The following is a 21,791-nucleotide window of genomic DNA, read 5'->3' on the forward strand; positions in this document are numbered from 1 at the left end:
GTGGAGCCAACGGTCTAACTCTTTGCCGTTACGCCGTCGGCGTGCCCTGGCGCCACTGGCCGCCGGAGATTTTCGCGGCTGCGATCACGGCCTGGGTGCGGCTTTCGACGCCGAGCTTCTGCAGGATCGCCGAGACATGCGCCTTGATGGTCGCTTCCGAGACACCGAGCTCATAGGCGATCTGCTTGTTGAGCAGCCCCTCCGACAGCATCATCAGCACCCTCACCTGCTGCGGGGTCAGCGTCACCAGCCGGTCGCGCAGCCGCGTCATGTCCGGGTCGGCGGCCGAAGACAGATCGGTGTCCTGCGGCACCCAGACGTCGCCTTCCATCACCTTCATGATGGCGTCGCGCAGCGTCTCGACCCCGAAGCGCTTGGGAATGAAACCGGAGGCGCCAAAATCGAGCGACCGTCGGATGGTTCCGGCGTCGTCGCTGGCGGAGACGATCACCACCGGAATCGCCGGATATTGCGCGCGCAGGTAAATCAGGCCGGAGAAACCCGAGATCCCCGGCATGGTCAGATCGAGCAGGATCAGGTCGACGTCGGAGTCCCGTTCAAGCAGCGCGGTCAAGTCGTCGAACGAGCCCGCCTCGCTGATCACGGCCGAGCTTATGACGCTCGCCACCGCTTGCCGCAGGGCGTCGCGGAACAAGGGATGGTCATCGGCGATGACGAGATGGGTGCTGGTAGCGGCAGTCATTTACTTCTTGCGAAAAGCGTTGCGGCAAGCCGGTGACCGTTTTCTGTAGGCCTGCCAAGCGGTTTTGCAATTGTCCCCTGCCCGGCGGCTTCATGCAAGCGCGCAATACCGGCACGCCACAAAGCGGTTAATCCTCCAGTTTGTGCATCGCAACAAGGCTGCCGGTTCGGACGCACATCAAACGCGGAACAGCAGATCGCGGGTCAGATCATCTGACGTTTGCGACGGCACCACCGGTCGGCCTATGCCGCGGCCCCCACGATCAGTGCCCGTTCCAGCGCGGCCCTGTCCATCCGCGCAATCAATTCGTCATGGATGTTGCAAAGGCTGACACGGAGGTAATTGCGCGTCGTCTGGAAATCCCGTCCGCGCAGCTTTTCGTGGATCGGCATCATCGAGAAATAGCTTTCCGCCAGCGGTTCGGGAATGTCCATCACGCGCTTCGGCGCATGGCCGCCGACCAGATCGAGACGATGCGCGAGTTCGCGGCGCGCTTCGAGCCAGGCAGCTTCGCCGAGCGACGGAGGAACCGGATAGCGGTCGAAAACCGAAAGAACGACAAGGATCAATTGGTCGAGAATGGCCCGGCGCTGGGTCCCAGCCTGAGCAGCCAGCACCCCCTCGATCATTTCGCCCACCATCGCAAGACCCAGCGGAAAGGCTTTCCAGCGCGCGCGCTCGACGGATTGCGCAAATCCCTCTTCGGCGAATAACACCTTGGCGTAGTGACCTGCACGGGCGCGCGAATATTCGTAGATGCCCTTTTGTACGATGAAGGCCGACTGCGCATCGATGAAGTCCGCAAGCGCTTCCGGGTCGCGAATCGGCGGACGGGGGCGAAACAACTTTTCGAACAGCTTCATCGCATCTCATCCAGCTCGATCGGCCCAGACTACTTCGTCAGCTTACCCCATCTGGTTCACGACAAGTCCAACGTTCTCAACGCATCCCTGTTAGCAGTTGCAACAATTTCACACCCCGCCGAAAGTATAATGAAGACCTGACCAGTCGTAGTGTTAGCGTCAGATGACTCCGAACTGGCGCAAGACCGGTTGAATAAGCGGCAAGGGGGGCGCCGTGCTGAAGGGATTTGCATTCCCCTCGATCATTTAATCCGGTGCATTGATGCGCCGGTGCTTTGGGGAGGATTTGCAACGATGCCTGACTCTGCAAGCATGAAAGAGAGAGAAGAAGCGCACTGGGCAAAGACCTCGCGCCTGATGTTCACGCATCTCGGTGTCTGGTTCTTCTTCGGCTTCGTCATCCACATGTTCGTGGTCCCGCTCAACAAGATCACCATTCCGATCCTTAACTTCCCGCTCGGCTTCTATATGGCCGCGCAGGGCTCCCTCATCGTGTTCGTGGTCATGCTGTTCCTCTTCGCGAAGCAGCAGGACAAGATTGACCGCGAATACGGCTTTGCCGAGGAAGATTGAGGGGGAAGAGATCATGGCCACAGAAGCTTCTGCCAAAAGCTCGGATTTCATCAAGAATCTGGGCAAGATGTACGGCACCTATACCGGCGGCTTCATCGCGTTCATCCTTCTGCTCGCGCTTATGGAGCAGATGGGTGTTCCGAACAAAATTCTCGGCTACCTGTTCGTGTTCTTCACGCTCGCGGTCTACGCCATCATCGGCGTGATGACGCGAACCGCTGAAGTCTCGGAGTATTACGTGGCCGGACGGCGCGTTCCGGCTTTCTACAACGGAATGGCGACGGGCGCCGACTGGATGTCGGCGGCGTCCTTCGTAGGCATGGCCGGCACCCTTTTCCTGCTGGGTTACGACGGCCTCGCATGGGTGCTCGGATGGACCGGCGGATTCGTGCTGGTATCGATCCTGATCGGGCCATATCTGCGCAAGTTCGGCGCCTATACGGTGCCCGACTTCCTGTCGTTCCGGTACGGCGGAAACTTCGCGCGCGCGCTCGGCGTGATCGTGCTCGTTTGCTGCTCCTTCACCTATGTGACTGCGCAGATCTACGGCACCGGTCTCATTGCCTCGCGATTCCTCGGGATGCAGTTCGAACTTGCAGTTTTCGCCGGGCTGGTCGGCATTCTGCTCTGCGCGATGCTGGGCGGCATGCGGGCGGTGACCTGGACGCAGATCGCGCAGTACGTCGTGCTGATCATCGCTTATCTGACCCCCATCGTGATCCTGTCCACCAAGAAATACGGAATTCCGATTCCGGAACTCACCTATGGGCAGGCGATCGCGGAGATTACGGCGCGGGAGCAGCAGATGCTGGCGACCGGCCTTGCGACGGTGGCAAACCTCAAGCCGCATATTCAGCCTTTCATCAACTACAGTCCGCTGAACTTCTTCGCGATCATCATGTGCATGATGGTCGGAACGGCTTCGCTGCCGCATATCCTGATGCGCTACTTCACCACCCCCTCGGTACGTGAGGCACGCCAGTCGGTGGCATGGTCGCTGCTGTTCATCTTCCTGCTGTACTTCTCGGCGCCGGCCTACGCGGCGTTCTCGAAGCTGGAAGTTTACACCAACATCATCGGGCGCGACCTGACGTCCATCCGCCCATGGTTGTTCAACTGGGGTGAACTCGGGCTGATCCAGATCTGCGGCAAGAACGCGGCCAATATCGACGCCATCGTTGCAGCCTGCAAGGCCATTGCCGGTCATCCCGGTGTCGTCAGGCTGCAGGACTTCGTGATCAACACCGACGTGATCGTGCTCTCCACCCCGGAGATCGCGGGACTTCCCTATGTGATCTCGGGTCTGGTGGCGGCGGGCGGCCTTGCCGCCGCGTTGTCCACCGCTGACGGGCTGCTGCTCGCCATCGCCAACGCGTTGTCGCACGACGTCTACTACAAGATGATCGACCCAAACGCACCGACCATGCGCCGGCTCACCGTGGCGCGCGCCCTGCTGGTCGTCGTCGCTGTGATCGCGGCCGCGACGGCAGCTACCAAGCCGGCAGATATCCTGGCCATGGTCGGCTGGGCGTTCTCACTGGCGATGGCGGGCAACTTCCCGGCGCTCGTGATGGGCGTCTGGTGGAAACGCACGACGGCGACGGGAGCAATCTGCGGCATCATTGCCGGCTTCGGACTATGCCTGTTCTATCTCGTGACCACCCGCTACTTCCCGGGCGCCGGCGTGGCGTATTTCGGCATGACTTCGCTGACCAACCCACTGACGGGACTTCCGCTGGTCGACATCGCGAAAGCCATGGCATTACCCAATGCCATGGAGAGTTTCCCAACACTGGCCCACCCGATGGCGAACAAGGTCGGATGGTTCGACCTCAACAATATCGCCTGCGGGTTGCTGGGAACGCCGCTCGGCTTCGCGGTCATCTACATCGTCAGCCTGCTCGGCAAGGAGCCGTCGAGGGAAATGCAGGCCTATGTGGACGATATCCGCAAACCGCGTGGCAGGACGGTGCTCGAAGAGAGGACCACTTAAGAGCGCAACGACTGATATCGGCAAACGGGGCCCTCAGGGCCCCGTTTTGTTTTCCTTGAGCCACGACATCGCTTGCCGGGAAAGTCGCCACTTGCCATTGTTGACCACGATCATGGTGCCGTGACACATCTCGATTCGTCGATAGCTGAAGCACTGCGGGAGCATTGGACTTTGGATACGGCAACTTCATTCGCCAGCTATTGGTATTTCCATCTGCCGAATTTCGTGCTGGCGGCGCTGATGTACACGATGCTCGGCCGGCTCCTGCTCGGCCTGATGGTCGACGCGGATTCGCCGAACTATATCTGGCGATTCTTTTGCCGGATTACCGATCCCGTGATCGCCGTCCTCACGATCGTAACCCCGAAGATTACCCCTCCCCCCGTGCTGTGGCTGTTCGGCTTCGTCTGGATGTTCTGGCTGCGCGTGCTGTTTCACTACACGTTACTGGTGTTGAATCTCGCGCCCAGGTTCGGCGGAGCCGCGCCATGAACCGCAATTTCTATTTCATCGGAATTGCGTTCTTCGGAATGATCAACGGGATATTCAATCAGCTCGCGCTGATTTTCGCATTGCTGTACGTTCAGCCGCTCATCGGCCCCCTGCTGTTTGGCAGCCTGTCATTGACGCTGATGTTCGCGTCGCTGATGGTTTCCACCGCAACCGTCATCCTCGGCGGGATTCCGGCGGCAGTTTACGAACGGGCCACCCGCGCACCGGAATCGAACAATGTCTCGCTCTGGATCTGGCTTGCCGGAACAGCGCTACTCGCGCTGCCCGCCGCCGGCAATTTTCTCAAAATCGGCCTCTAGCCGAACAGTCCTGAGGTTGAGAGCGAGGGACCTTGGCGCTACGCTGAGCGTCAGGTGCTTGCTGGCGACGGAGCGTGGCGGATCATGGAAGAGATGCGCCGTATTGCCTATGAAACGGTGCTGCGCGCATGCGGGTTCGCGTCGCTGGCCATTTTCTGCGTCATGATCGGCCTGTCCTTCCTGCCGCGTTCTGCCTTTCAGGCGGGAGGGTTTCTGAGCATGGCGATGACACTTGTCCTCGTTCTGAAGGCCCGTGAAGCCCGAACGAAGGACCACCGCCGGACCGAGATGTGGCTCTATCTTCCGAAGGAGAAACGTCCGCCCCAGGCCTTCGCTCAAAGGACGATTTCGACGGTCATGCGCGAGACCTATTTGCTGTTCGCGAGCTGGACCGCGATCATCTCCATTGTGATGTGGAGCATCGCGCTGTTCTTCTCTGTTATTGGACTTTAGTTTGGAAACTGCATCAATAGTGGGCAGGATTCCGGCGCAACAAGGGTCCCGACTTTTGTCTAAGTGGTTTGCAGTTTTGAGCATGAGCTGGGGCATTTCCAAAGACCCAGGCCTGGAACACGAAGCTCATATGTCGCGGTAAAATCAGCATTGTCCGCCGCGATTCGGCAGGCGCAATCGTGCCATCGCAGCAACCACGTCCGGCAACCTGACCGCAGGTGCGGCTGATCGATGCCATCCAAAAGTACTAAAGTACTATTGGGGCACGCTTCTCGAACATGTAGTTAGGCTCGCAATTAATTGCGCGTCGAACAGACGCAACGCACGTGTTCGTGTTTTACAAAAAACGGGGAGCGATCGAAATGTCCACTATGGCGGCAACGGAAAAAGTTAGAACCGGGGGAATGACGAAGGACGAACGTTTCGTCATTCTGGCTTCGTCACTCGGTACCGTGTTCGAATGGTACGACTTCTACCTGTTCGGTTCGCTTGCCAGCGTGATCGGCGCACAGTTCTTCGGCGTCATTGATCCCGCAACCAATCAGCCGATGTTCAACCAGGCCACCCGCGACATATTCGCGCTGCTGGCGTTCGCCGCGGGCTTCATCGTCCGCCCGTTCGGCGCCATCGTGTTCGGCCGGGTCGGCGACATCGTCGGCCGCAAATACACCTTCCTCGTCACCATTCTGATCATGGGCCTGTCGACCTTCATCGTCGGCATCCTGCCCAACGCGGCGACCATCGGCATTGCGGCGCCGATCATCCTGATCGGTTTGCGCCTGCTGCAGGGCCTCGCGCTCGGCGGCGAATACGGAGGTGCGGCGACCTACGTGGCCGAACATGCCCCGATGGGCAAACGCGGCTACTACACCTCGTTCATCCAGACCACGGCAACGCTCGGCCTGTTCCTGTCGCTGCTGGTGATCCTGTTCACCCGTACGGCGCTAGGCGAGCCTGATTTCGCCGCATGGGGTTGGCGTATTCCGTTCCTGGTGTCGGTCTTGCTGCTCGGCATCTCGGTCTGGATCCGGCTTCGCCTGAACGAATCGCCGGTGTTCCAGAAGATGAAGGACGAGGGCAAGAGCTCCAAGGCTCCCCTGACCGAAGCCTTCGCCAACTGGAGCAACGCCAAGATCGTAATTATCGCGCTGATCGGCGGCGTGATGGGCCAGGGCGTGGTCTGGTACACGGGCCAGTTCTACGCGCTGTTCTTCATGCAATCGATCCTCAAGGTCGACGGCTATACCGCCAACCTGCTGATTGCGTGGTCACTGCTGCTCGGCACCGGCTTCTTTATCGTGTTCGGCGCGCTGTCCGACAAGATCGGCCGCAAGCCGATCATTCTGGCAGGCTGCCTGATCGCGGCGCTGACGTTCTTTCCGATCTTCAAGATGATCACCAGCAACGCCAACCCGGCGCTGGAAAAGGCGATCGAAACCGTGAAGGTCGAGGTCGTCGCCGATGCCAAGGCCTGCGGCGATCTGTTCAACCCTGTCGGCACCCGCGTCTTCACCGCACCTTGCGACACCGCCCGCGCCTATCTCGCCCAGCAGTCGGTCAAGTATTCGACCCGCTACGAGGGCACCGGCGTGAAGCTCGTCGTCAACGGCAAGGACGTGGCTTACACGGATGCCAAGACATCCAACCCGGCGGTGCTGGCGGCGGTGCAGGCTGCAGGCTATCCGAAGGCCGGCGACGCCCAGATCGTGAAGATGGCGCACCCGTTCGACATCTTCAAACCGCGGGTCGCCGCGGTGATCGGGCTGCTGTTCATCCTGGTGATCTTCGTCACCATGGTGTACGGGCCGATCGCGGCGATGCTGGTCGAACTGTTCCCGACCAAGATCCGCTACACCTCGATGTCGCTGCCCTACCACATCGGCAACGGCTGGTTCGGCGGTCTGTTGCCCGCGACCTCGTTCGCGATCGTGGCCTCGACCGGCGATATCTACGCAGGTCTCTGGTACCCGATCATCTTCGCATCGATCACCGCGGTCGTCGGCTTCTTCTTCCTGCCGGAAACCAAGGACGTCGACATCACGAAGTAACCGGATTTCGTCCGCCGGGCAGCCGGCGGACGATCACAACACGAACCGGCCGCGGAGCGATCCGCGGCCGGTTCTGTTTTTGGCGGGCGCGCCTTAAGCCGTCGCGCCGATAAACTGCAACACGATCTCGCGCCGATGCGGCCGCGCCCGGTGCTCGATCAGATAGATCCCCTGCCATGTTCCCAGCGCCAGCGCGCTGCGCAGCACCGGGACCTGCAGCGAGGTCGCGGTCAGCATGGTCTTGATATGCGCGGGCATGTCATCTGGACCTTCGGTGTCATGGCGCCATCCGGCGTTTTCCGGCGCGGCCCGGCTCAGCGCCGTCAAGAGATCGCCCAGCACCGTCGGATCGGCATTTTCCTGGATCGTCAGCGACGCCGAGGTGTGGCGGATGAACAGCGTCACCGCCCCTTCGCGGGCGCCGGCCTCGCGCACGAATTTTGCGACTTCGGCGGTGAGGTCGGTAAACCCCGCACCTGCTGTTTGCACAGTCAGCAGCGAGGAGACGATGGTGGTCGCCGTGACGCTGGAGGGTGGCGTGCGGGACAGCGATTTGGGTTGGGACATAAGGCCTCATCTCTTCGTCGTCCCGGCCTTGAGCTCAGATGCGCAATTGCGCATCGGGGGACCCATACGCCGCGGCCGTGCTGATGAAAGGCAGTGGTCGACGACTTCCTTCGAACAATAACGCCCTGTGGCTATGGGTCCCTGCGTTCGCAGGGACGACAGCGTCAAATCCTGCCGTTGACGTCCTTCTGCACGCGGTTGGCCATCTCGATCAATCGCTTCCAAGCCCGCTCCAGGAACGACATCATGCGATCCATGTCGCGATCGCTCGGCAGTGGAATTTCAATCTTGCGTTCGCCCTCGACGATTTTGGGCTCTCTCTTCTTCAGCGAGTCGGATTTCGGCATCGGCTCTTCGATCTTGCCGGCGACGGTCGGCTCGCGCGAAGCGAGGTCCTTCCTGAGCTTTTCATTGTCGGCCTGCAGCCGGCCGATCTCCGCATCCAGCGCCGCGCGTTCGTCGGGCACCGCGTAACAGGCCCAGCCCGCGCCCGAATTGCTGCAGGTCGAAATCGCGCCGGTTCGGGTATCGAGCCGCAGCACGCCATCCGCCGTCGAGGACAGCGCATAACGGCCGTTCTCGGTGTCCGGCATCGCCTTCGGAGACGCGGCGCCGGCGCCGGCAACACCCAGCGCCAGCACGGCAACAACGGAGAGAAACAATCTGCAGAGAAACATTCTGGAGGACGACGCTGTGCTCATGGGCTTGCTCCGCCTTAAAGACAGTACCGGTTTCCTCAACCGCCAGGACACACACAGGCGCATCACACGACGCCTCATCACGTAACGCCCTGGACCTTTGAGCTATAGGCCGCGCGGCCGGACTTCAACGCGTCTCCCAGCAATTCTATCCGGTCCTGTCCCCAGAACACTTCGCCATCCAGCACATAGACCGGCGAGCCGAACACGTCGGCCGCCAGCGCATCCTGGCGATTCTGCTCATAGGCCGCGCTGATCGCCTCGGTGGCGGATCGCTCCACCAATTGCTTGCCGGGCAACCCGCATTCGTCGGCCAGTTGCGCAATCGTCGCGGGATCGGCCAGATTGAGCTGATCCTCCCACACGCCGGCAAAGCCCCGCCGCAGAAACCGATCGGGATCGAGCCCGGCCTCGATCGCAGCGATCACGACGCCGTCGGCGAGCCGTGCGTTGAACGGCCAATGCGCGGGTTGAAGATGGAATTTCAGGCCGCGCTTGTCGCGCCAGCGCTGCAGCTCGACCATCCGGTAGCGCTGTCGCACCGGATGGCGCTTCATCAGCGGCAACCCGCCGGTTTCCGAGAACAGATCGACCAGCACCACGGGCTTGTGATTTACCTTGAGATCATAGGTACTTACGAGCTCGCTGAACGGCCCATGGCCGATATAGGCCCACGGCGATTGAAACGAGAAATAGTAATCGACCTGGCGCGGCATGCGGGCTCCGGGAACGGCTGATGACAGGCGCAAGCGACATCCCAACAGGTCAACCGAATCGGCGCAAGATCGCCCCTTGCCGCGCCAGGGGTCTTTTGTTCGAACGGGTTTTCCGGGCGCGAAGCAGCCTCTGCTCCACTTCAAAACGTTTTTGCTGCTGCACTGCGATGACGGGTCCACAGGCTCGTGGAATATCTCTAAATAAATCCAGCGAAATCAAAGCACTAACTGGTTACGGCGCAATCTTGACTTGATTAGACGCGGTAAGTATGGTCCGCGCGGCTTTTAAGGGTGACGGGCGTAATTTCCATCAACCGCAGCATCGTTTAATGTCTTGGGCATGGCCCAAGACAAAAGCGACAACGCAGGTGGAAATCGCGATCAATCGTCGTCCGATGAAGCTGCGCTTTCCGCAAGGCTCGGAAGTCTCGATCACCGGTTGTCCGAAATTCGTGACAGCCGAAAAATCAGGACTGATCAACCCGGTACTGAAAGCGGCGACAGGGCGGCCAGAGCTTCGGCGATGGCGCTTGGTTTCCGCCTTTCCTCGGAGTTGGTTGCGGGCGTTGTCGTCGGGGCAGGGATTGGCTGGGGTTTCGACTGGTTGTTGTCGACATCGCCGTTCGGTTTCATCGTGTTTTTACTGCTCGGCTTCGTCGCCGGCGTGGTCAACGTGGTGAGATACGCGGGCGTAGCCTCGGGCAAACGCTGAGCGCCGACGGGAAGTCACGACATTTGAAATTCGATTGCCGGCAATCTAGGCCGGCGGACCAAGGCCCGCGCGGATGAAAATCGACCCGATTCATCAGTTCAACATCGAGCCCCTCTTCACGATCGGCCATATCGGCAATCAGACGATCGCCTTCACCAACTCGTCGCTCTACATGTTCATCGCGGTGGCGCTGACTGCGGTGCTGATGCTCGGTGGCGGGCGGCAGCTGGTTCCCGGCCGTTTCCAGTCGGTCGCCGAAATCTCCTACGAGTTCGTCGCCAGCACCATCCGCAGCACCGCCGGCTCGGAAGGTATGAAGTTCTTCCCGCTGATCTTCACGCTGTTCATGTTCATCTGCGTCTCGAACCTCGTCGGCATCATTCCCTACACGTTCACGATTTCGAGCCACATCATCGTGACCGCCGCGCTGGCGTTCCTGGTGTTCTTCACCGTGCTGTTCTACGGCCTCTACAAGAACGGCCTCAAGTTCTTCAAGATTTTCGTTCCCTCCGGCGTTCCGATCTACATCCTGCCGCTGGTCATGTTCATCGAAATCCTGTCGTTCTTCCTGCGGCCGGTTTCGCACAGCGTGCGTCTGTTCGCCAACATGCTGGCCGGGCACATCGCGCTGAAGGTGTTCGCGGGCTTCGTCGCGATGCTCGGCGTCTCGCTGGGCGCGGTCGGCTGGATCGGCGGCATCCTGCCGCTGGCGCTCACCGTCGCCTTGACCGCGCTGGAACTGCTGGTCGCGTTCCTGCAGGCCTACGTGTTCGCGATCCTCACCTGCATCTACCTCAACGACGCCATTCATCCGGGACACTAAGCGGTCCGGAGAATTCCCACCCACAACTTCGTCTATCCCTCTAAGGAGCTCAAGAAAATGGAAGCATCAGCAGCAAAACTCATCGGCGCGGGCATCGCATGCATCGGCATGGGCGGCGCGGGCGTCGGCGTGGGCATCATCTTCGGCAACTACCTCGCCGCAGCGGTGCGCAATCCTTCCGCAGCCCAGGGCCAGTTCGGCAACCTGATCTTCGGCTTCGCCGTGACCGAAGCGCTCGGCATTTTCTCGCTGCTGATCGCGCTGCTGCTGCTGTTCGTTCCGCTCTGAGCTGCACCTTCCCGCGCCGCCCTCCGGCGGCGCGCATGACAGCAACAGGAGTACCCCGTGGCTGAAAAGAGTCAGGGCGCCCCCGCCAAGGGCCAGAAGACCGGCGCCCACACCGAAGCCGATGGTGGCCATCACGGCGGAGGATTTCCTCCGTTCGAGTCGAGCACCTTCGCGTCGCAGCTGGTGTCGCTGGCCATCGCGTTCGTCGCGCTTTACCTGATCGTGTCGCGCATTGCGCTGCCGCGCGTCGGCGGCGTGATCGATGCACGTCAGAACGCGATCGAAGGCGATCTGGCCGCAGCGCAGAAGCTGAAGGACGAGTCGGCCGCGGCGCTGAAGGCGTATGAAGCCGACCTGGCTTCGGCGCGCTCCCGCGCCCAGGCCATCGGCGCCGAGACCCGCGAGAAGCTGAACGCAGCCTCGGAAGCCGAGCGCAAGACGCTGGAAGACCAGCTCTCCGCCAAGCTCGCCCAGGCCGAGAAAACCATCGCGGCGACGCGCGAGACCGCCATGAGCAACGTCCGTGGCATCGCCGCGGATGCGGCTGGCGCGATCGTGCAGCGGCTGACCGGCGTGCTGCCCGACGGCGGTGCGCTGAACAGCGCCGTCGATGCTTCGTTGAAGGGATAAATGATGTTCGCCGAGCCAGAAACCTGGGTTGCCATTGCGTTCGTCATCCTGCTGGCGCTGTTTGCCTATCTCGGCATCCATCGCACGGTGCTCAAGGCGCTCGACCATCGCGCCGAACGCATCAAGGCCGAACTCGACGACGCCCGCCGCCTGAAGGACGAGGCCGCCGCATTGCTCGCGGAATACAAGACCAAGCGCAGCAGCGCCGAGCGTGAGGCCGAGGAAATCATCTCCAACGCCAAGGCCGAAGCCGAGCGGATCGCGGTCGAAGCCAAGGCCAAGATGGAAGACTTCGTCGCCCGCCGCACCAAGACCGCCGAGAGCAAGATCGCCCTCGCCGAAGCGCAGGCGCTCGCCGACGTCCGTTCCGCCGCGGCCAATGCCGCAGTGGCCGCAGCGTCGACCATCCTGTCGCAGTCGGTGAAGGGCTCGGTGGCCGATGACCTGATGGCCAAGGGTATCGCCGAGGTTCGCGCCAAGCTGAACTGAGCGGTTTCAAATCAAAGAGACGCAAGCCGGCGCGATCATTTCGCGCCGGTTTTTTATTGCGTGGGCGCCGCCTTCTTGCGCGGCGCCGGCCGCTCCGGCTTCAGGGCCTGCGGGTCGAAGCCGATGTAGAAGATGTAGTTGTCGCTGGTTCCGGGCGCAGGCACCGGATAGACCAGATCTTCGGCCACCAGCGTAAACGGCTCGCTCCCGGTCTCCGTCATGCTGACCGTGGTCTGATAGGCCTTGGTGGCGATGGTCTTTTCGCTGATCCCGCCTTGCACCACCGCGACGCGAAGCGGAACCTGCACCGACGACGGCGCGCCGGCGGGACCGGCAATGACGCGCCCCTGAATCCCGATCCGCGCGGTAATGACGCCGCCATTGAGGCTGCATTCCCGCGCCGTCTTGCCGATGGTCGCCTGGAAGCGCAAATCGTTGCCGACCGGCTGCTTGCCGGGCGCGGCCACGGCATAGGTCGACGCGCCGGCCCTGACCCTCACCTCCGGACAGGTCAGGTCGCCGATATCCTCTTCGGCTTTCGGCGCAGCGCCTGGCGCCGGAGCCGGCTCGTCCGACTTGCCGCCGAACAGGCCCTTGAAGCGGTCGGTCAGCGACTGCGCCGACGCAGGCTGGACGAGGCCGCAGCCGAGCCCGGCCACGACCGTGGCGGCGAGCGCTACTCTCAACAACCTGATGTCACCCATGCGACGTCCCTGCCATCCACGTCATCTCGAAGTCATGTTCCCGGCGGCCTTATAGCAGGCCAATGGCGGCGAACCCAAGGCCACCTAAAGGCGCGTGCGGCACCCGGCAAGGCCCTGAAATCATGGGTTAGCCGCGGAAATCCTCATGCAGCATGCCGAACAGCAGATGGTCCTGCCAGACCCCGTTGATGCACAGATAGCGCCGCGCCAGCCCCTCGCGGGTAAAGCCGCATTTCTCCAGTACCCGGATCGAGGGCGTATTGGTGGGAATGCAGGCCGCCTCGATACGGTGCAAATTGAGCTCGCCGAACAGCGACGGCAGCAGCACCCGCAGCGCCGTCGTCATGTAACCGCGATGGGCATGGGGCTGGCCGACCCAATAGCCGATGGTGCCGGCCTGCACGATGCCGCGGCGGACATTGGCCAGCGTGATGCCGCCGATCATGGTGCCGTCAGATTCGCGGAAAATGATGAACGGATAGGACCGGTCGGCCGCGATGTCCTCGGCATAGCGCCGCAGCCGCCGCCGGAAGCCGGCCCGGGTGAGATCGTCCGACGGCCAGATCGGTTCCCACGGCGTCAGATAGGCGCGGCTCGATTCGCGCAATTGCGCCCATTGCAGGAAATCCGCCATCTGCGGCGCGCGCAGCAACAGGCCGTGGCCGCGCGGCACGAGTGCGGCCGGTCCGCTGGATGGCAACCGAAACAGGGCCATGCCCTAACTCCCAGGACGCCCGCTTGTCCATCTTGGGCATGATCTTGTCGGAAAACCGGTACCCACTTTTCCGGATCATGCCCTAATGGAGCAGCGTCTTAATGTAACAAGGTCTTGGCCTTCACCTTGGTCAATCCTTCCGCAAAAGTCACCGCCGTGTCCAGACCCCTGCCGCTGCCGAGCGCCACGACCGCCGGCCGGCTGCGCGAAAGCAGTCCCCGCGCGGCATTGCGGGTCGATTCGACGCTGACCGCGTCGATCCGGGCGACCAGTTCCTCCGCCGTCAACGGCCGGCCGTACGCCAGCATATGGCGGGCGAGCTGCTCGGCGCGGGAGGAGCAGCTTTCCAGCGCCATCAAAAGCCCCGCCTTCATCTGCGCCTTGGCGCGGGCGATCTCGGCCTCGGTCAGGGTTTCCACCGCGTCGTTGATGACGTCGACGATCACTTCCATCATTTCCGGCGCGTCGTTCGGATCGGTGCCGGTATAGAGGCCGAAAAAGCCGGTGTCGCTATAGGGCGCATGGAAGGTGTAGATCGAGTAGCACAGGCCGCGCTTCTCGCGGACTTCCTGGAACAGCCGCGACGACATCCCGCCGCCGAGCGTGTTGGTGAACACCTGCAGCGAGAACAGCGACAGGTCGGTCTGCGGCACGCCCTCGAGCGCCAGCGTCATATGCGCCTGTTCGAGGTCGCGATGCACCACGCGCGAGCCGCCCTTGCCGAACATCGCTGCTTGCGGTTTCGGCGCCGGCGTTGCTTCAAAACTCGCAAAGCGCTCCGTCACTTCCTCGACGACGCGCTTGTGATCGACCGCGCCCGCGGCCGCCACCACCATGTCCGGCCCGCGATAATGCCGGGTGAGATAGCCGCGCAGCATGTCGCGATCGAATTTCTTCAGCGTCTTGGTGGTGCCGAGCAGCGATCGCCCCATCGGCTGGTCCGGATAGCAGAGCTCGTTGAGATGCTCGAACACGACGTCGTCCGGCGTATCCTGCGCGGCGCCGATTTCCTGCGCGATGACGCCCTTCTCGCGCTCGAGTTCGTCCGGCACGAAGGACGGATTGGCGAGGATGTCGGAGAGCACGTCGAGCGCCAGCGGCACGTCGGCCTTCAGCACCCGCGCATAATAGGCGGTGGTTTCGGTCGAGGTCCCCGCATTGAGGTCGCCGCCGACCGCTTCGATCTCTTCCACGATCTCGCGCGAGGAGCGCCGCGTGGTGCCTTTGAATGCCATGTGTTCGAGCAGATGCGAGATGCCGTGCTCGTCGGGCTTTTCGTCGCGGCCGCCGACGCCGGCCCACACGCCAAGGGCGGCGGTTTCCAGATGCGGCATGCTGTCGGTAATGACGGTGAGACCGGATGCTAACTTGGTGACGTCGACGCTCATCCGGTAACTCCCTGCTTCGCGGCACGGCTCACCGAGCGCACGAATCGCTCCACTTCGGCTGAATCGTTTTTCATCACCGTGATGTGTTCAGATTTGGTCATCAGGCCGTCGAGCCAGGCCGGCAACTGCGGTCGCACGCCGCAGGCGGCCTCGACCGCATCGGGGAATTTGGCCGGATGGGCGGTCGACAGCACGATATTGGGAATCCTGGAATCCGAGGTGTCGCGATCGGCCACCGCCAGCGCCACCGCGGTATGGGGATCGACGAGGTCGCCGGCCTCCCGCCAGGCGGCGCGGATCGCCGCCGCCGTCTCGGTCTCGTCGGCGCGCCCGGCGTCGAACTCCTCGCGGATCGCGGCCAGCGTCGCGTCCGGCAGCACGAAACGCCCGGACTGTTTCAGCGAGCCCATCAGCCGCCGCACGCTGGCGGCATCGCGTTGACCAGCCTCGAACAGCAGCCGCTCGAAATTGGAGGACACCTGGATATCCATCGAGGGCGAGGCAGAAGCGTGCACCTCGCGCACCTCGTAGATGCCGGTCTTCAGCGTGCGCGGCAGGATGTCGTTGATGTTGGAGGCAATGCGCAGCCAACGGATCGGCAGGCCCATTTTCTTGGCGACGTAGCCGGCAAAGATGTCGCCGAAATTCCCGGTCGGCACCGTGAAATCGACCGTGCGCGCGGGCGCGCCGAGCGCCACCGCCGAGGTAACATAATAGACCACCTGCGCAACCACCCGCGCCCAGTTGATCGAATTGACACCCGACAGCGAGACCGCATCGCGAAAGCCGTGATGATTGAACATCTCCTTCACGATCGCCTGGCAGTCGTCGAAATTGCCTTCGATCGCCAGCGCGTGCACGTTGGCCGCGCCCGTCGTCGTCATCATCCGCCGCTGCACGTCGGAAATCCGGCCATGCGGAAACAGCACGATCAGATCGACATTGTCGAGACCGGCAAAGGCGTCGACCGCCGCACCGCCGGTATCGCCCGAGGTCGCCACGACGATGGTGGTGCGCTGCGCGCGCTTGGCCAGCACGTGATCCATCAGCCGCGAGATCAACTGCATCGCGACGTCCTTGAACGCGAGCGTCGGACCGTGGAAAAGTTCGAGCACGAACTGGCTGGAGCCGGTCTGCCGCAGCGGCACGACAGCGGGATGGCGGAAGGTGGCGTAGGCTTCATTGGCCATGCGGCCGAGATCGGCGTCGGAGATTTCAGCCCCGGCGAACGGCCTGATCACCTCGACCGCGACTTCCCAATAGGGCCGTCCGAAAAATCCAGCGATGGTCTCGGGCGAAAGCTGCGGCCAGGTTTCAGGCACATAGAGACCGCCGTCGCGGGCAAGCCCGGTCAGCATCACATCGCAAAAACCCAGGGTGGGAGCTTCCCCCCGCGTCGAAATATACCGCGTCAAACCGCCCTCCAAAGGCGTTAGCCTTCCGCTAACCCTTTGATATCTGTGAATTATTACCCTTCGCCAACGACAAAGCGCGCGGCACCTTAAAGCGTTTTTGCTCCTTGTGAAATGCCGCAATGGCGAAAAGGTGAGTGCGGGGTAAGGGCTTTGGTGCGATTTGCGCGCCGCTCTTGCCTCCCAACGAACTGTCGTCCCGGCCTTGAGCTCAGATGCGCAATTGCGCATCGGGGGACCCATACCGCGTGATCTTTCGAAGAGGCTCGGTAACAGAGACCATCCGCAAAACTTCTTCCTGTGGTTATGGGTCCCGGCTCAAGGCCGGGACGACGGCGGTGTCTGTTGCTGCACCGTGGCCTAAACGCAGTTTCGCATTCTCGCGACGCGATGCGCCCGAGCTTTGCCAGAAATTCCTTGCCCTCGAAAATAGAGGGCGCAGGGAAGACCGGGTGCGCGCTGCACCCGCGGTCTCGTGTGCGATTTGCACTAAAAAAGCTGCACACGAGCATACAGGGCAGCGGAGAACACCCGGCCTTCCCTGCGCAATGGCTTTACGGCTTATGCCGTGATCTCCCCGGAGACGAGTTCTTGGTTGACTCCGTCGCTGCCGTTCAGCTCTCGCCTACCCGACAGCTTGACACCTGCAACGGGTGCCAGGACCACACGGTTTTGCCGTACGCTCATCCACGCCATCGTCTCAGCGTAAACCAGCGTCCACCGCAACCCGTCCAACGTCCGTGACGACGGCCGACGCCCTCTGAGTGGGACGGGATGGCGATAGATGCGCACTGATTTGGGTCGACCGACAACAGAAACATTTTTGATTTACAGAAACTTTCTGCTTGACACGATTTCCGCAAATCAGAACTGATTTGCCCGTCGGGTCGTTTTGTCGCGGCCAGCCGTCAACATGAACGGAAGGGAATGGGCTCGCTCGCATCAAAAACCCACAAACAAATCAGATTAAAAACACACAAGGAAATCAGATTGCACCCGCCAACCAAAATACCGCGGGAACAATCCGGTCCTGTCGGCATTATCGTCAACGCTTCGAATTCCGGGAGACTTCCATGAAAACGGCAAAGATCATGCTGGCTGGACTGGCCGCCCTCACCTTCGTTTCGGCGGCCTCAGCCCAGCAAGCGATGACGGGAACGGTCACGCGAATTGACCGGACCGACGGGACGATCGCAATCCAGCTGCACCGGACTCCAACGCAGAGCGGTACCGTCGGCGCCAGCACCAGCGGCGCCAAAACAGACGGTCCTGCCGAAGAGCTCAAGACCAAGATCCAGGGCAATCTGTTGAACATCCTGCACGCCGGTGACCGGGTCAAGTTTACGCTCACCGACGCGGGTGGCAGCAAAACCATTACCAACGTCGAACGACCGTAACTGACAGGGCACGCACAGCCAGATCGAAACGCAAAAAGGGCCGCGGCAAAACCGCGGCCCTTTCTCCTGGAAGGGTCTGTCGTTACTCGGTGCAGACCTTGGTCGTCTTCATGCCGGTTTCGGCCTCCGTCTTGGTCTTGAAGATGCCGTTGTCGACGATGGTGGTGGTCGTGCTGGTCGGCTTGGTTTCGACCACCGTGCACTTCTTCGTGGTGCTGTCGCGAACCACGTAATATTCGGCAGCCATCGCGGTCCCGGCTACGCTCGTTGCGGCAAACGCCAGCGCGCCGATCATCAGAAATTTCTTCAAGGTATGCTCCTCCGAGTTCTTAGTGATGCCATCAGCAACCCGCGGAGAAACCGGATGTTCCACTTTTTCCCGAATGGTTTTCAGCTCCCGGATTCCATTACGGTCTATGTGCGGCGGGCAGCTCGGAAACAGGTCGGGAATAGTCGGCAGTACCGCCCAGTAAAGACCTCAGTCTTTCCGGGGCCCCGGAACAAACATAAGACCGGGAACTTATCGACGTGATCGCAATCATGCGATGGAGGACGACTGCATGAGACGCATTGCATTGATTGGCTGCGCGCTGCTGCTGGCAATGACCGCATCCGCTTCCGCCAGGCTGGGAATTGCGCCGCTCACCGTGTCGGATGACGGGGTGACCCAGGTCAAGCACGGACGTGGGCACGGTCGCGGACATCGCGGGGGCCGGGGTCACCACCGTGGTTGGGGCCGAGGTCACCACCGTGGTTGGGGCCGCGGTCGCGGACACCATTACGGCTGGCGTCATCACCGTCGCTTCTACTGAAACTCTGATTCGTCTTGTGCTGCTTTCATCGATCCATTGCCCCGACGAAAGCAGGCAACGGCGGTATGGACGGTCGCGCCCAACAGGCGCGGCCAGTTCAATTTCTGACACCGGTCAGCCCAGTTCCATCTCGACGGCGATCCGGATCAGGTCGGAATGGTTCTTGGCGCCGAGTTTCTGCTTCAGCAGCGAGGTGGTGTTGGCCACGGTCTTGTAGGAAATATCGAGCGCGTCGGCGACTTCGACGATTTTGTCGCCGCGGCCCAGCAGGCGCAGGATTTCCAGTTCGCGCGCGGTCATTTGCGAGGCCGGATTGGCTTTGATGGAGGCGCCCGAGAACGTCACCGCCTCCGCCAGTTGCGGCGAGATGAAATTCTCTCCCGAAGCCACCTTGCGGACGGCCTTTACCAGCGTCCGTGGATCGTCGCCCTTGGCGACGTAACCCTGCGCGCCCATTTCCACCGCGCGAACCACGAAGGCCGGGTCGTCATTCATGCTGAACATGATGATTTTCGCGTCCGGATCCTCCTTCCGGATCCGTCGCATCAGCTCAAATCCCGAGACGTCGGGAAGTTTGATATCGATGATTGTGACATCCGGCCGTCGCGTCATAAAGGCCTTGTGACCGGATTTTGCGTCCGCAGCCTCGTCAATTTTCACCGTCGCGTCCGAAGCGAACAGCGAACGGCATCCGGAAACGACCACTGGATGGTCGTCGACGATCAGGATCCTGGTTGCCGATTTGGCGATGTTCTGCATCCTTGCCGCCCCTTTTGGGATAAATAGGCATTTCGCGATGATTGAAAAGTGAAACCTGCGCTATGGGAGTTAGAATAGTCCGAATGTGGCAGAATCTTTCCCTTCGCATGCGGCTGATTCTTCCGCTCGGCACCATGTTCGTGGCCGCGCTGCTGCTCGGGGCCGTCTCGCTGCAGCTTTTCGCGCGGACCCAACTTAAGGATGAAAGCGAGCCGGCATCGCGATCGGCCAAGGTGGTTGCCGAGGCGCTCAACAGCGCGCTGCTGACGTCCGCCAACCCGCAGCAAACGCTCGACGCATTTGTGCAGGCGATGGGCTCATCCGAAGCCATCCGCTTCCGCCGTACCGGCACAGAGACGACCACGCCTTCGCCGGCGGAGACACACACTCCCCTTGGACGCGTGCCGCACTGGTTCGTCCATCTTCTCGGCCTGCCGGAGATTGGCGCCTCGTTTCCGGTGAGGATCGATGGAACGCAGGTCGGCGACATCCTGTCTTCACCCGATCTTTCAGCCGACATCTACGAGAAATGGGTCGGCTTTCTCGCCCTCGTTTCATCCGTCATCGCCCTGATGCTCGTGACCGGCATTATCGCCTATTTGACCGCAGGCACCGTGGTCGACGCACTGCGGAATCTGGGCGAAGGCCTGACCCGGATGCGGACGGGGGACTACCAGCACCTGATCGCGGCGAAGGGTCCGCCGGAGATACGCAAGAGTTCCGAATTGGCCAATGAACTCGCACGCACGCTGAACCAACTGAGCCAGGACAATCGCAGCCTGCTGCGCAAGGTCGTGTCGCTGCAGGACGACGAGCGCCGCGACATCGCGCGCGACCTTCATGACGAACTCGGGCCATTGTTGTTCGGGATCCGGGCCAACGCGGTGGCGCTACAGGATGGCGCGGCACAGCGCAGGAAACTCGGCGCTTCGGTCGAGGCGATGCTTAAATCGGTCGAGGCCCTGCAACTGGCGAACCGCCGTATCCTCGACCGGTTGCGGCCGCTTCATATCCAGGAGCTCGGGCTCGAGAAGAGTGTCCAGACCCTGCTGCAGTATGCGCGATCGCAGGCGCCCGGCCTCAAGCTGAATGTGCGGATCGATCCCCGTCTGAACGACGTCGATGGGCTGCTTTCCCAAACCATCTACCGGGTTATCCAGGAGGGCGTGACCAATGTCCTCAGGCACGCCAATGCCAGCGCGACAAGCGTCGAGGCGACGATCGAAGGAAACCAGGTATTGGTGGAAATTTCCGACGATGGTGTTGGATTTACACCGGACCAGCCCTTTGGCCGCGGATTGACGGGAATGCACGAGCGTGTCCGGGCCCTGAGCGGGACATTCGAATTCAAGCGGCAGAACAGTCGGACCTACGTCCGGTGCCGTTTGCCGGCTGGCGTGTGAGGCGCACCGCTGGGCCAGGGATGCAGCGAAGGATGCAGCGGAGGATGCAGCGCGAAAGAACATCAGGCTGAAAGGTGAAGTAGCGACCGCGTCGTCACCATGCGCGATCCCGCGCGCCAGCGCCATCCCGCGCCGTTGCCGGCGCGAACGGAGCGCAGCGGGTTTGCAGAATCTTCCCGGAAGCGTCAAACGTGAACACAATGCGAACGGGCTTGCCTTCGGAGTTCAGGTAATCGAGCATGACCCCGTCAGCAGCAGGCGTAATTTCTTCCAGTCCAAAGGCATTGGGCGAGAACGCCTGGAGCCGGGGCCGCCAATACGATTCCAGCGCAGCCCGGCCCGCATAAATGTTTGCGCCGTCGCAGTCACATTCGAGGCTTGCCTCGGACGCGTACAGGTCGAGCAGCGGGCCAAGCTCCTGTCGCCGGCAGGCATCGAGCCAATCGACGACAACAGCCACCTGATCGATATCGTTCGCGATATCCTTGGCGGTATCCTTGGCAGTATCCTTGGCAATATCTTTGGGCAGGTTCGACATGTCCATTGGCTGCACTGACCGGTTAGCCGCAATTCAGTTTGGAACCAAAAACAAATTGGGTCCACGGAAGTTCCAGGCACGAGGGTGGTCAATCGTGCGTCACCCCGACACTCGGCGCGCTGCGTTTTCCGCGCGGGGCCGCGGCAGATGCCCGATCAGCTGATTCAGACAACCGTGCTTTTGAGCCAGCAATCTCTGGTAGCGACAATCCGTGCAAACGGTGAGCCCGCGGATGCAAGCTTGGCAGCGCGTTTGCACCGCCACTATCCTTGCAGCTCCGTCGCCTGCATACGTC

Annotated in this window: 25 protein-coding genes; 13 read left to right on the plus strand and 12 right to left on the minus strand. The window is 61.6% G+C overall.

Annotated elements, in window-relative coordinates:
- Nucleotides 1–28 precede the first annotated feature (28 nt).
- Nucleotides 29–703, minus strand: a complete 675-nt coding sequence (locus JQ574_RS03300; RefSeq protein ID WP_212214625.1) for a response regulator transcription factor — start codon at nt 701–703, stop codon at nt 29–31.
- Nucleotides 704–945: 242 nt separating this feature from the next.
- Nucleotides 946–1,566 carry a hypothetical protein gene (locus JQ574_RS03305; protein WP_212214627.1) on the minus strand — a complete coding sequence of 207 codons (621 nt, stop codon included), beginning with the start codon at nt 1,564–1,566 and terminating at the stop codon, nt 946–948.
- Nucleotides 1,567–1,860: 294 nt separating this feature from the next.
- Here JQ574_RS03305 and JQ574_RS03310 point away from each other — a divergent pair, with 294 nt between their 5' ends.
- The 6 genes from JQ574_RS03310 to JQ574_RS03335 all read left to right on the plus strand — a co-directional run bounded on the left by JQ574_RS03310 (nt 1,861) and on the right by JQ574_RS03335 (nt 7,445).
- A complete protein-coding gene (locus JQ574_RS03310; RefSeq protein WP_212214634.1) occupies nt 1,861–2,139 on the plus strand; it encodes a DUF4212 domain-containing protein in 279 nt (92 codons plus the stop codon).
- 13 nt (nt 2,140–2,152) lie between these two features.
- Entirely contained in the window at nt 2,153–4,132 is a 1,980-nt protein-coding gene (locus JQ574_RS03315; protein ID WP_212214636.1) for a sodium:solute symporter family protein, read from the plus strand.
- A 171-nt stretch (nt 4,133–4,303) separates the two neighbouring features.
- Entirely contained in the window at nt 4,304–4,624 is a 321-nt protein-coding gene (locus tag JQ574_RS03320; protein WP_212214638.1) for a hypothetical protein, read from the plus strand.
- Nucleotides 4,621–4,944: a hypothetical protein gene (locus JQ574_RS03325; protein WP_211997865.1), complete on the plus strand. Its 324-nt coding sequence runs from the start codon at nt 4,621–4,623 to the stop codon at nt 4,942–4,944. Before JQ574_RS03320 ends, JQ574_RS03325 begins: the two co-directional genes overlap by 4 nt.
- An 84-nt stretch (nt 4,945–5,028) precedes the next feature.
- On the plus strand, nt 5,029–5,397 hold the full coding sequence (locus JQ574_RS03330) for a hypothetical protein (protein WP_211997866.1): 369 nt from the start codon (nt 5,029–5,031) through the stop codon (nt 5,395–5,397).
- A 404-nt stretch (nt 5,398–5,801) separates the two neighbouring features.
- A complete protein-coding gene (locus JQ574_RS03335; protein ID WP_212214640.1) occupies nt 5,802–7,445 on the plus strand; it encodes an MFS transporter in 1,644 nt (547 codons plus the stop codon).
- Between the two features lie 93 nt (nt 7,446–7,538).
- Here the strand turns inward: JQ574_RS03335 and JQ574_RS03340 are convergent, their stop codons facing one another.
- From JQ574_RS03340 to JQ574_RS03350, 3 genes are all read right to left on the minus strand, one after another.
- Nucleotides 7,539–8,012 carry a secondary thiamine-phosphate synthase enzyme YjbQ gene (locus tag JQ574_RS03340; protein ID WP_212214653.1) on the minus strand — a complete coding sequence of 158 codons (474 nt, stop codon included), beginning with the start codon at nt 8,010–8,012 and terminating at the stop codon, nt 7,539–7,541.
- Between the two features lie 164 nt (nt 8,013–8,176).
- On the minus strand, nt 8,177–8,713 hold the full coding sequence (locus JQ574_RS03345) for a hypothetical protein (RefSeq protein WP_249119072.1): 537 nt from the start codon (nt 8,711–8,713) through the stop codon (nt 8,177–8,179).
- Between the two features lie 77 nt (nt 8,714–8,790).
- Nucleotides 8,791–9,426, minus strand: a complete 636-nt coding sequence (locus JQ574_RS03350) for a 2-hydroxychromene-2-carboxylate isomerase (protein ID WP_212214655.1) — start codon at nt 9,424–9,426, stop codon at nt 8,791–8,793.
- Nucleotides 9,427–9,766: 340 nt separating this feature from the next.
- Between JQ574_RS03350 and JQ574_RS03355 the strand changes: the two genes are divergently transcribed.
- From JQ574_RS03355 to JQ574_RS03375, 5 genes are all read left to right on the plus strand, one after another.
- Nucleotides 9,767–10,138, plus strand: a complete 372-nt coding sequence (locus JQ574_RS03355) for an AtpZ/AtpI family protein (protein ID WP_212214658.1) — start codon at nt 9,767–9,769, stop codon at nt 10,136–10,138.
- Nucleotides 10,139–10,211: 73 nt separating this feature from the next.
- Nucleotides 10,212–10,961, plus strand: a complete 750-nt coding sequence (locus tag JQ574_RS03360; RefSeq protein ID WP_212038434.1) for a F0F1 ATP synthase subunit A — start codon at nt 10,212–10,214, stop codon at nt 10,959–10,961.
- 57 nt (nt 10,962–11,018) lie between these two features.
- Complete coding sequence (locus JQ574_RS03365) at nt 11,019–11,249, plus strand: F0F1 ATP synthase subunit C (RefSeq protein ID WP_192735362.1); 231 nt, start codon at nt 11,019–11,021, stop codon at nt 11,247–11,249.
- A gap of 57 nt (nt 11,250–11,306) precedes the next feature.
- The gene (locus JQ574_RS03370; protein ID WP_212214660.1) at nt 11,307–11,879 is read left to right on the plus strand and encodes a F0F1 ATP synthase subunit B'; all 573 of its coding nucleotides are present in this window, start codon (nt 11,307–11,309) and stop codon (nt 11,877–11,879) included.
- 3 nt (nt 11,880–11,882) lie between these two features.
- Nucleotides 11,883–12,368 carry an ATP F0F1 synthase subunit B gene (locus JQ574_RS03375; RefSeq protein ID WP_212214675.1) on the plus strand — a complete coding sequence of 162 codons (486 nt, stop codon included), beginning with the start codon at nt 11,883–11,885 and terminating at the stop codon, nt 12,366–12,368.
- 53 nt (nt 12,369–12,421) lie between these two features.
- Here the strand turns inward: JQ574_RS03375 and JQ574_RS03380 are convergent, their stop codons facing one another.
- The 4 genes from JQ574_RS03380 to thrC all read right to left on the minus strand — a co-directional run bounded on the left by JQ574_RS03380 (nt 12,422) and on the right by thrC (nt 16,590).
- Complete coding sequence (locus JQ574_RS03380) at nt 12,422–13,072, minus strand: hypothetical protein (RefSeq protein WP_212214662.1); 651 nt, start codon at nt 13,070–13,072, stop codon at nt 12,422–12,424.
- A 127-nt stretch (nt 13,073–13,199) separates the two neighbouring features.
- A complete protein-coding gene (locus JQ574_RS03385) occupies nt 13,200–13,787 on the minus strand; it encodes a GNAT family N-acetyltransferase (RefSeq protein ID WP_192735366.1) in 588 nt (195 codons plus the stop codon).
- 98 nt (nt 13,788–13,885) lie between these two features.
- Nucleotides 13,886–15,175, minus strand: a complete 1,290-nt coding sequence (locus tag JQ574_RS03390) for a pitrilysin family protein (RefSeq protein ID WP_212214664.1) — start codon at nt 15,173–15,175, stop codon at nt 13,886–13,888.
- Entirely contained in the window at nt 15,172–16,590 is a 1,419-nt protein-coding gene (gene thrC / locus JQ574_RS03395) for a threonine synthase (protein WP_212383282.1), read from the minus strand. Before thrC ends, JQ574_RS03390 begins: the two co-directional genes overlap by 4 nt.
- A 1,070-nt stretch (nt 16,591–17,660) precedes the next feature.
- Here thrC and JQ574_RS03400 point away from each other — a divergent pair.
- Nucleotides 17,661–17,984 carry a hypothetical protein gene (locus JQ574_RS03400; RefSeq protein WP_212211219.1) on the plus strand — a complete coding sequence of 108 codons (324 nt, stop codon included), beginning with the start codon at nt 17,661–17,663 and terminating at the stop codon, nt 17,982–17,984.
- A gap of 82 nt (nt 17,985–18,066) precedes the next feature.
- On the opposite strand, the gene JQ574_RS03405 is transcribed toward JQ574_RS03400, so the two are convergent.
- The gene (locus JQ574_RS03405) at nt 18,067–18,294 is read right to left on the minus strand and encodes a hypothetical protein (RefSeq protein WP_212036680.1); all 228 of its coding nucleotides are present in this window, start codon (nt 18,292–18,294) and stop codon (nt 18,067–18,069) included.
- Between the two features lie 616 nt (nt 18,295–18,910).
- Nucleotides 18,911–19,555, minus strand: a complete 645-nt coding sequence (locus JQ574_RS03410; protein ID WP_212036681.1) for a response regulator transcription factor — start codon at nt 19,553–19,555, stop codon at nt 18,911–18,913.
- Between the two features lie 134 nt (nt 19,556–19,689).
- Between JQ574_RS03410 and JQ574_RS03415 the strand changes: the two genes are divergently transcribed.
- Complete coding sequence (locus tag JQ574_RS03415) at nt 19,690–20,958, plus strand: ATP-binding protein (protein WP_312014604.1); 1,269 nt, start codon at nt 19,690–19,692, stop codon at nt 20,956–20,958.
- A gap of 94 nt (nt 20,959–21,052) precedes the next feature.
- Here JQ574_RS03415 and JQ574_RS03420 read toward each other — a convergent pair whose 3' ends face one another.
- The gene (locus JQ574_RS03420; RefSeq protein WP_249119073.1) at nt 21,053–21,496 is read right to left on the minus strand and encodes a nuclear transport factor 2 family protein; all 444 of its coding nucleotides are present in this window, start codon (nt 21,494–21,496) and stop codon (nt 21,053–21,055) included.
- Nucleotides 21,497–21,791 lie beyond the last annotated feature (295 nt).

Origin of the sequence: Bradyrhizobium sp. AUGA SZCCT0158 (assembly GCF_018130065.1) — a bacterium.
Taxonomy (GTDB): Bacteria; Pseudomonadota; Alphaproteobacteria; order Rhizobiales; family Xanthobacteraceae; genus Bradyrhizobium.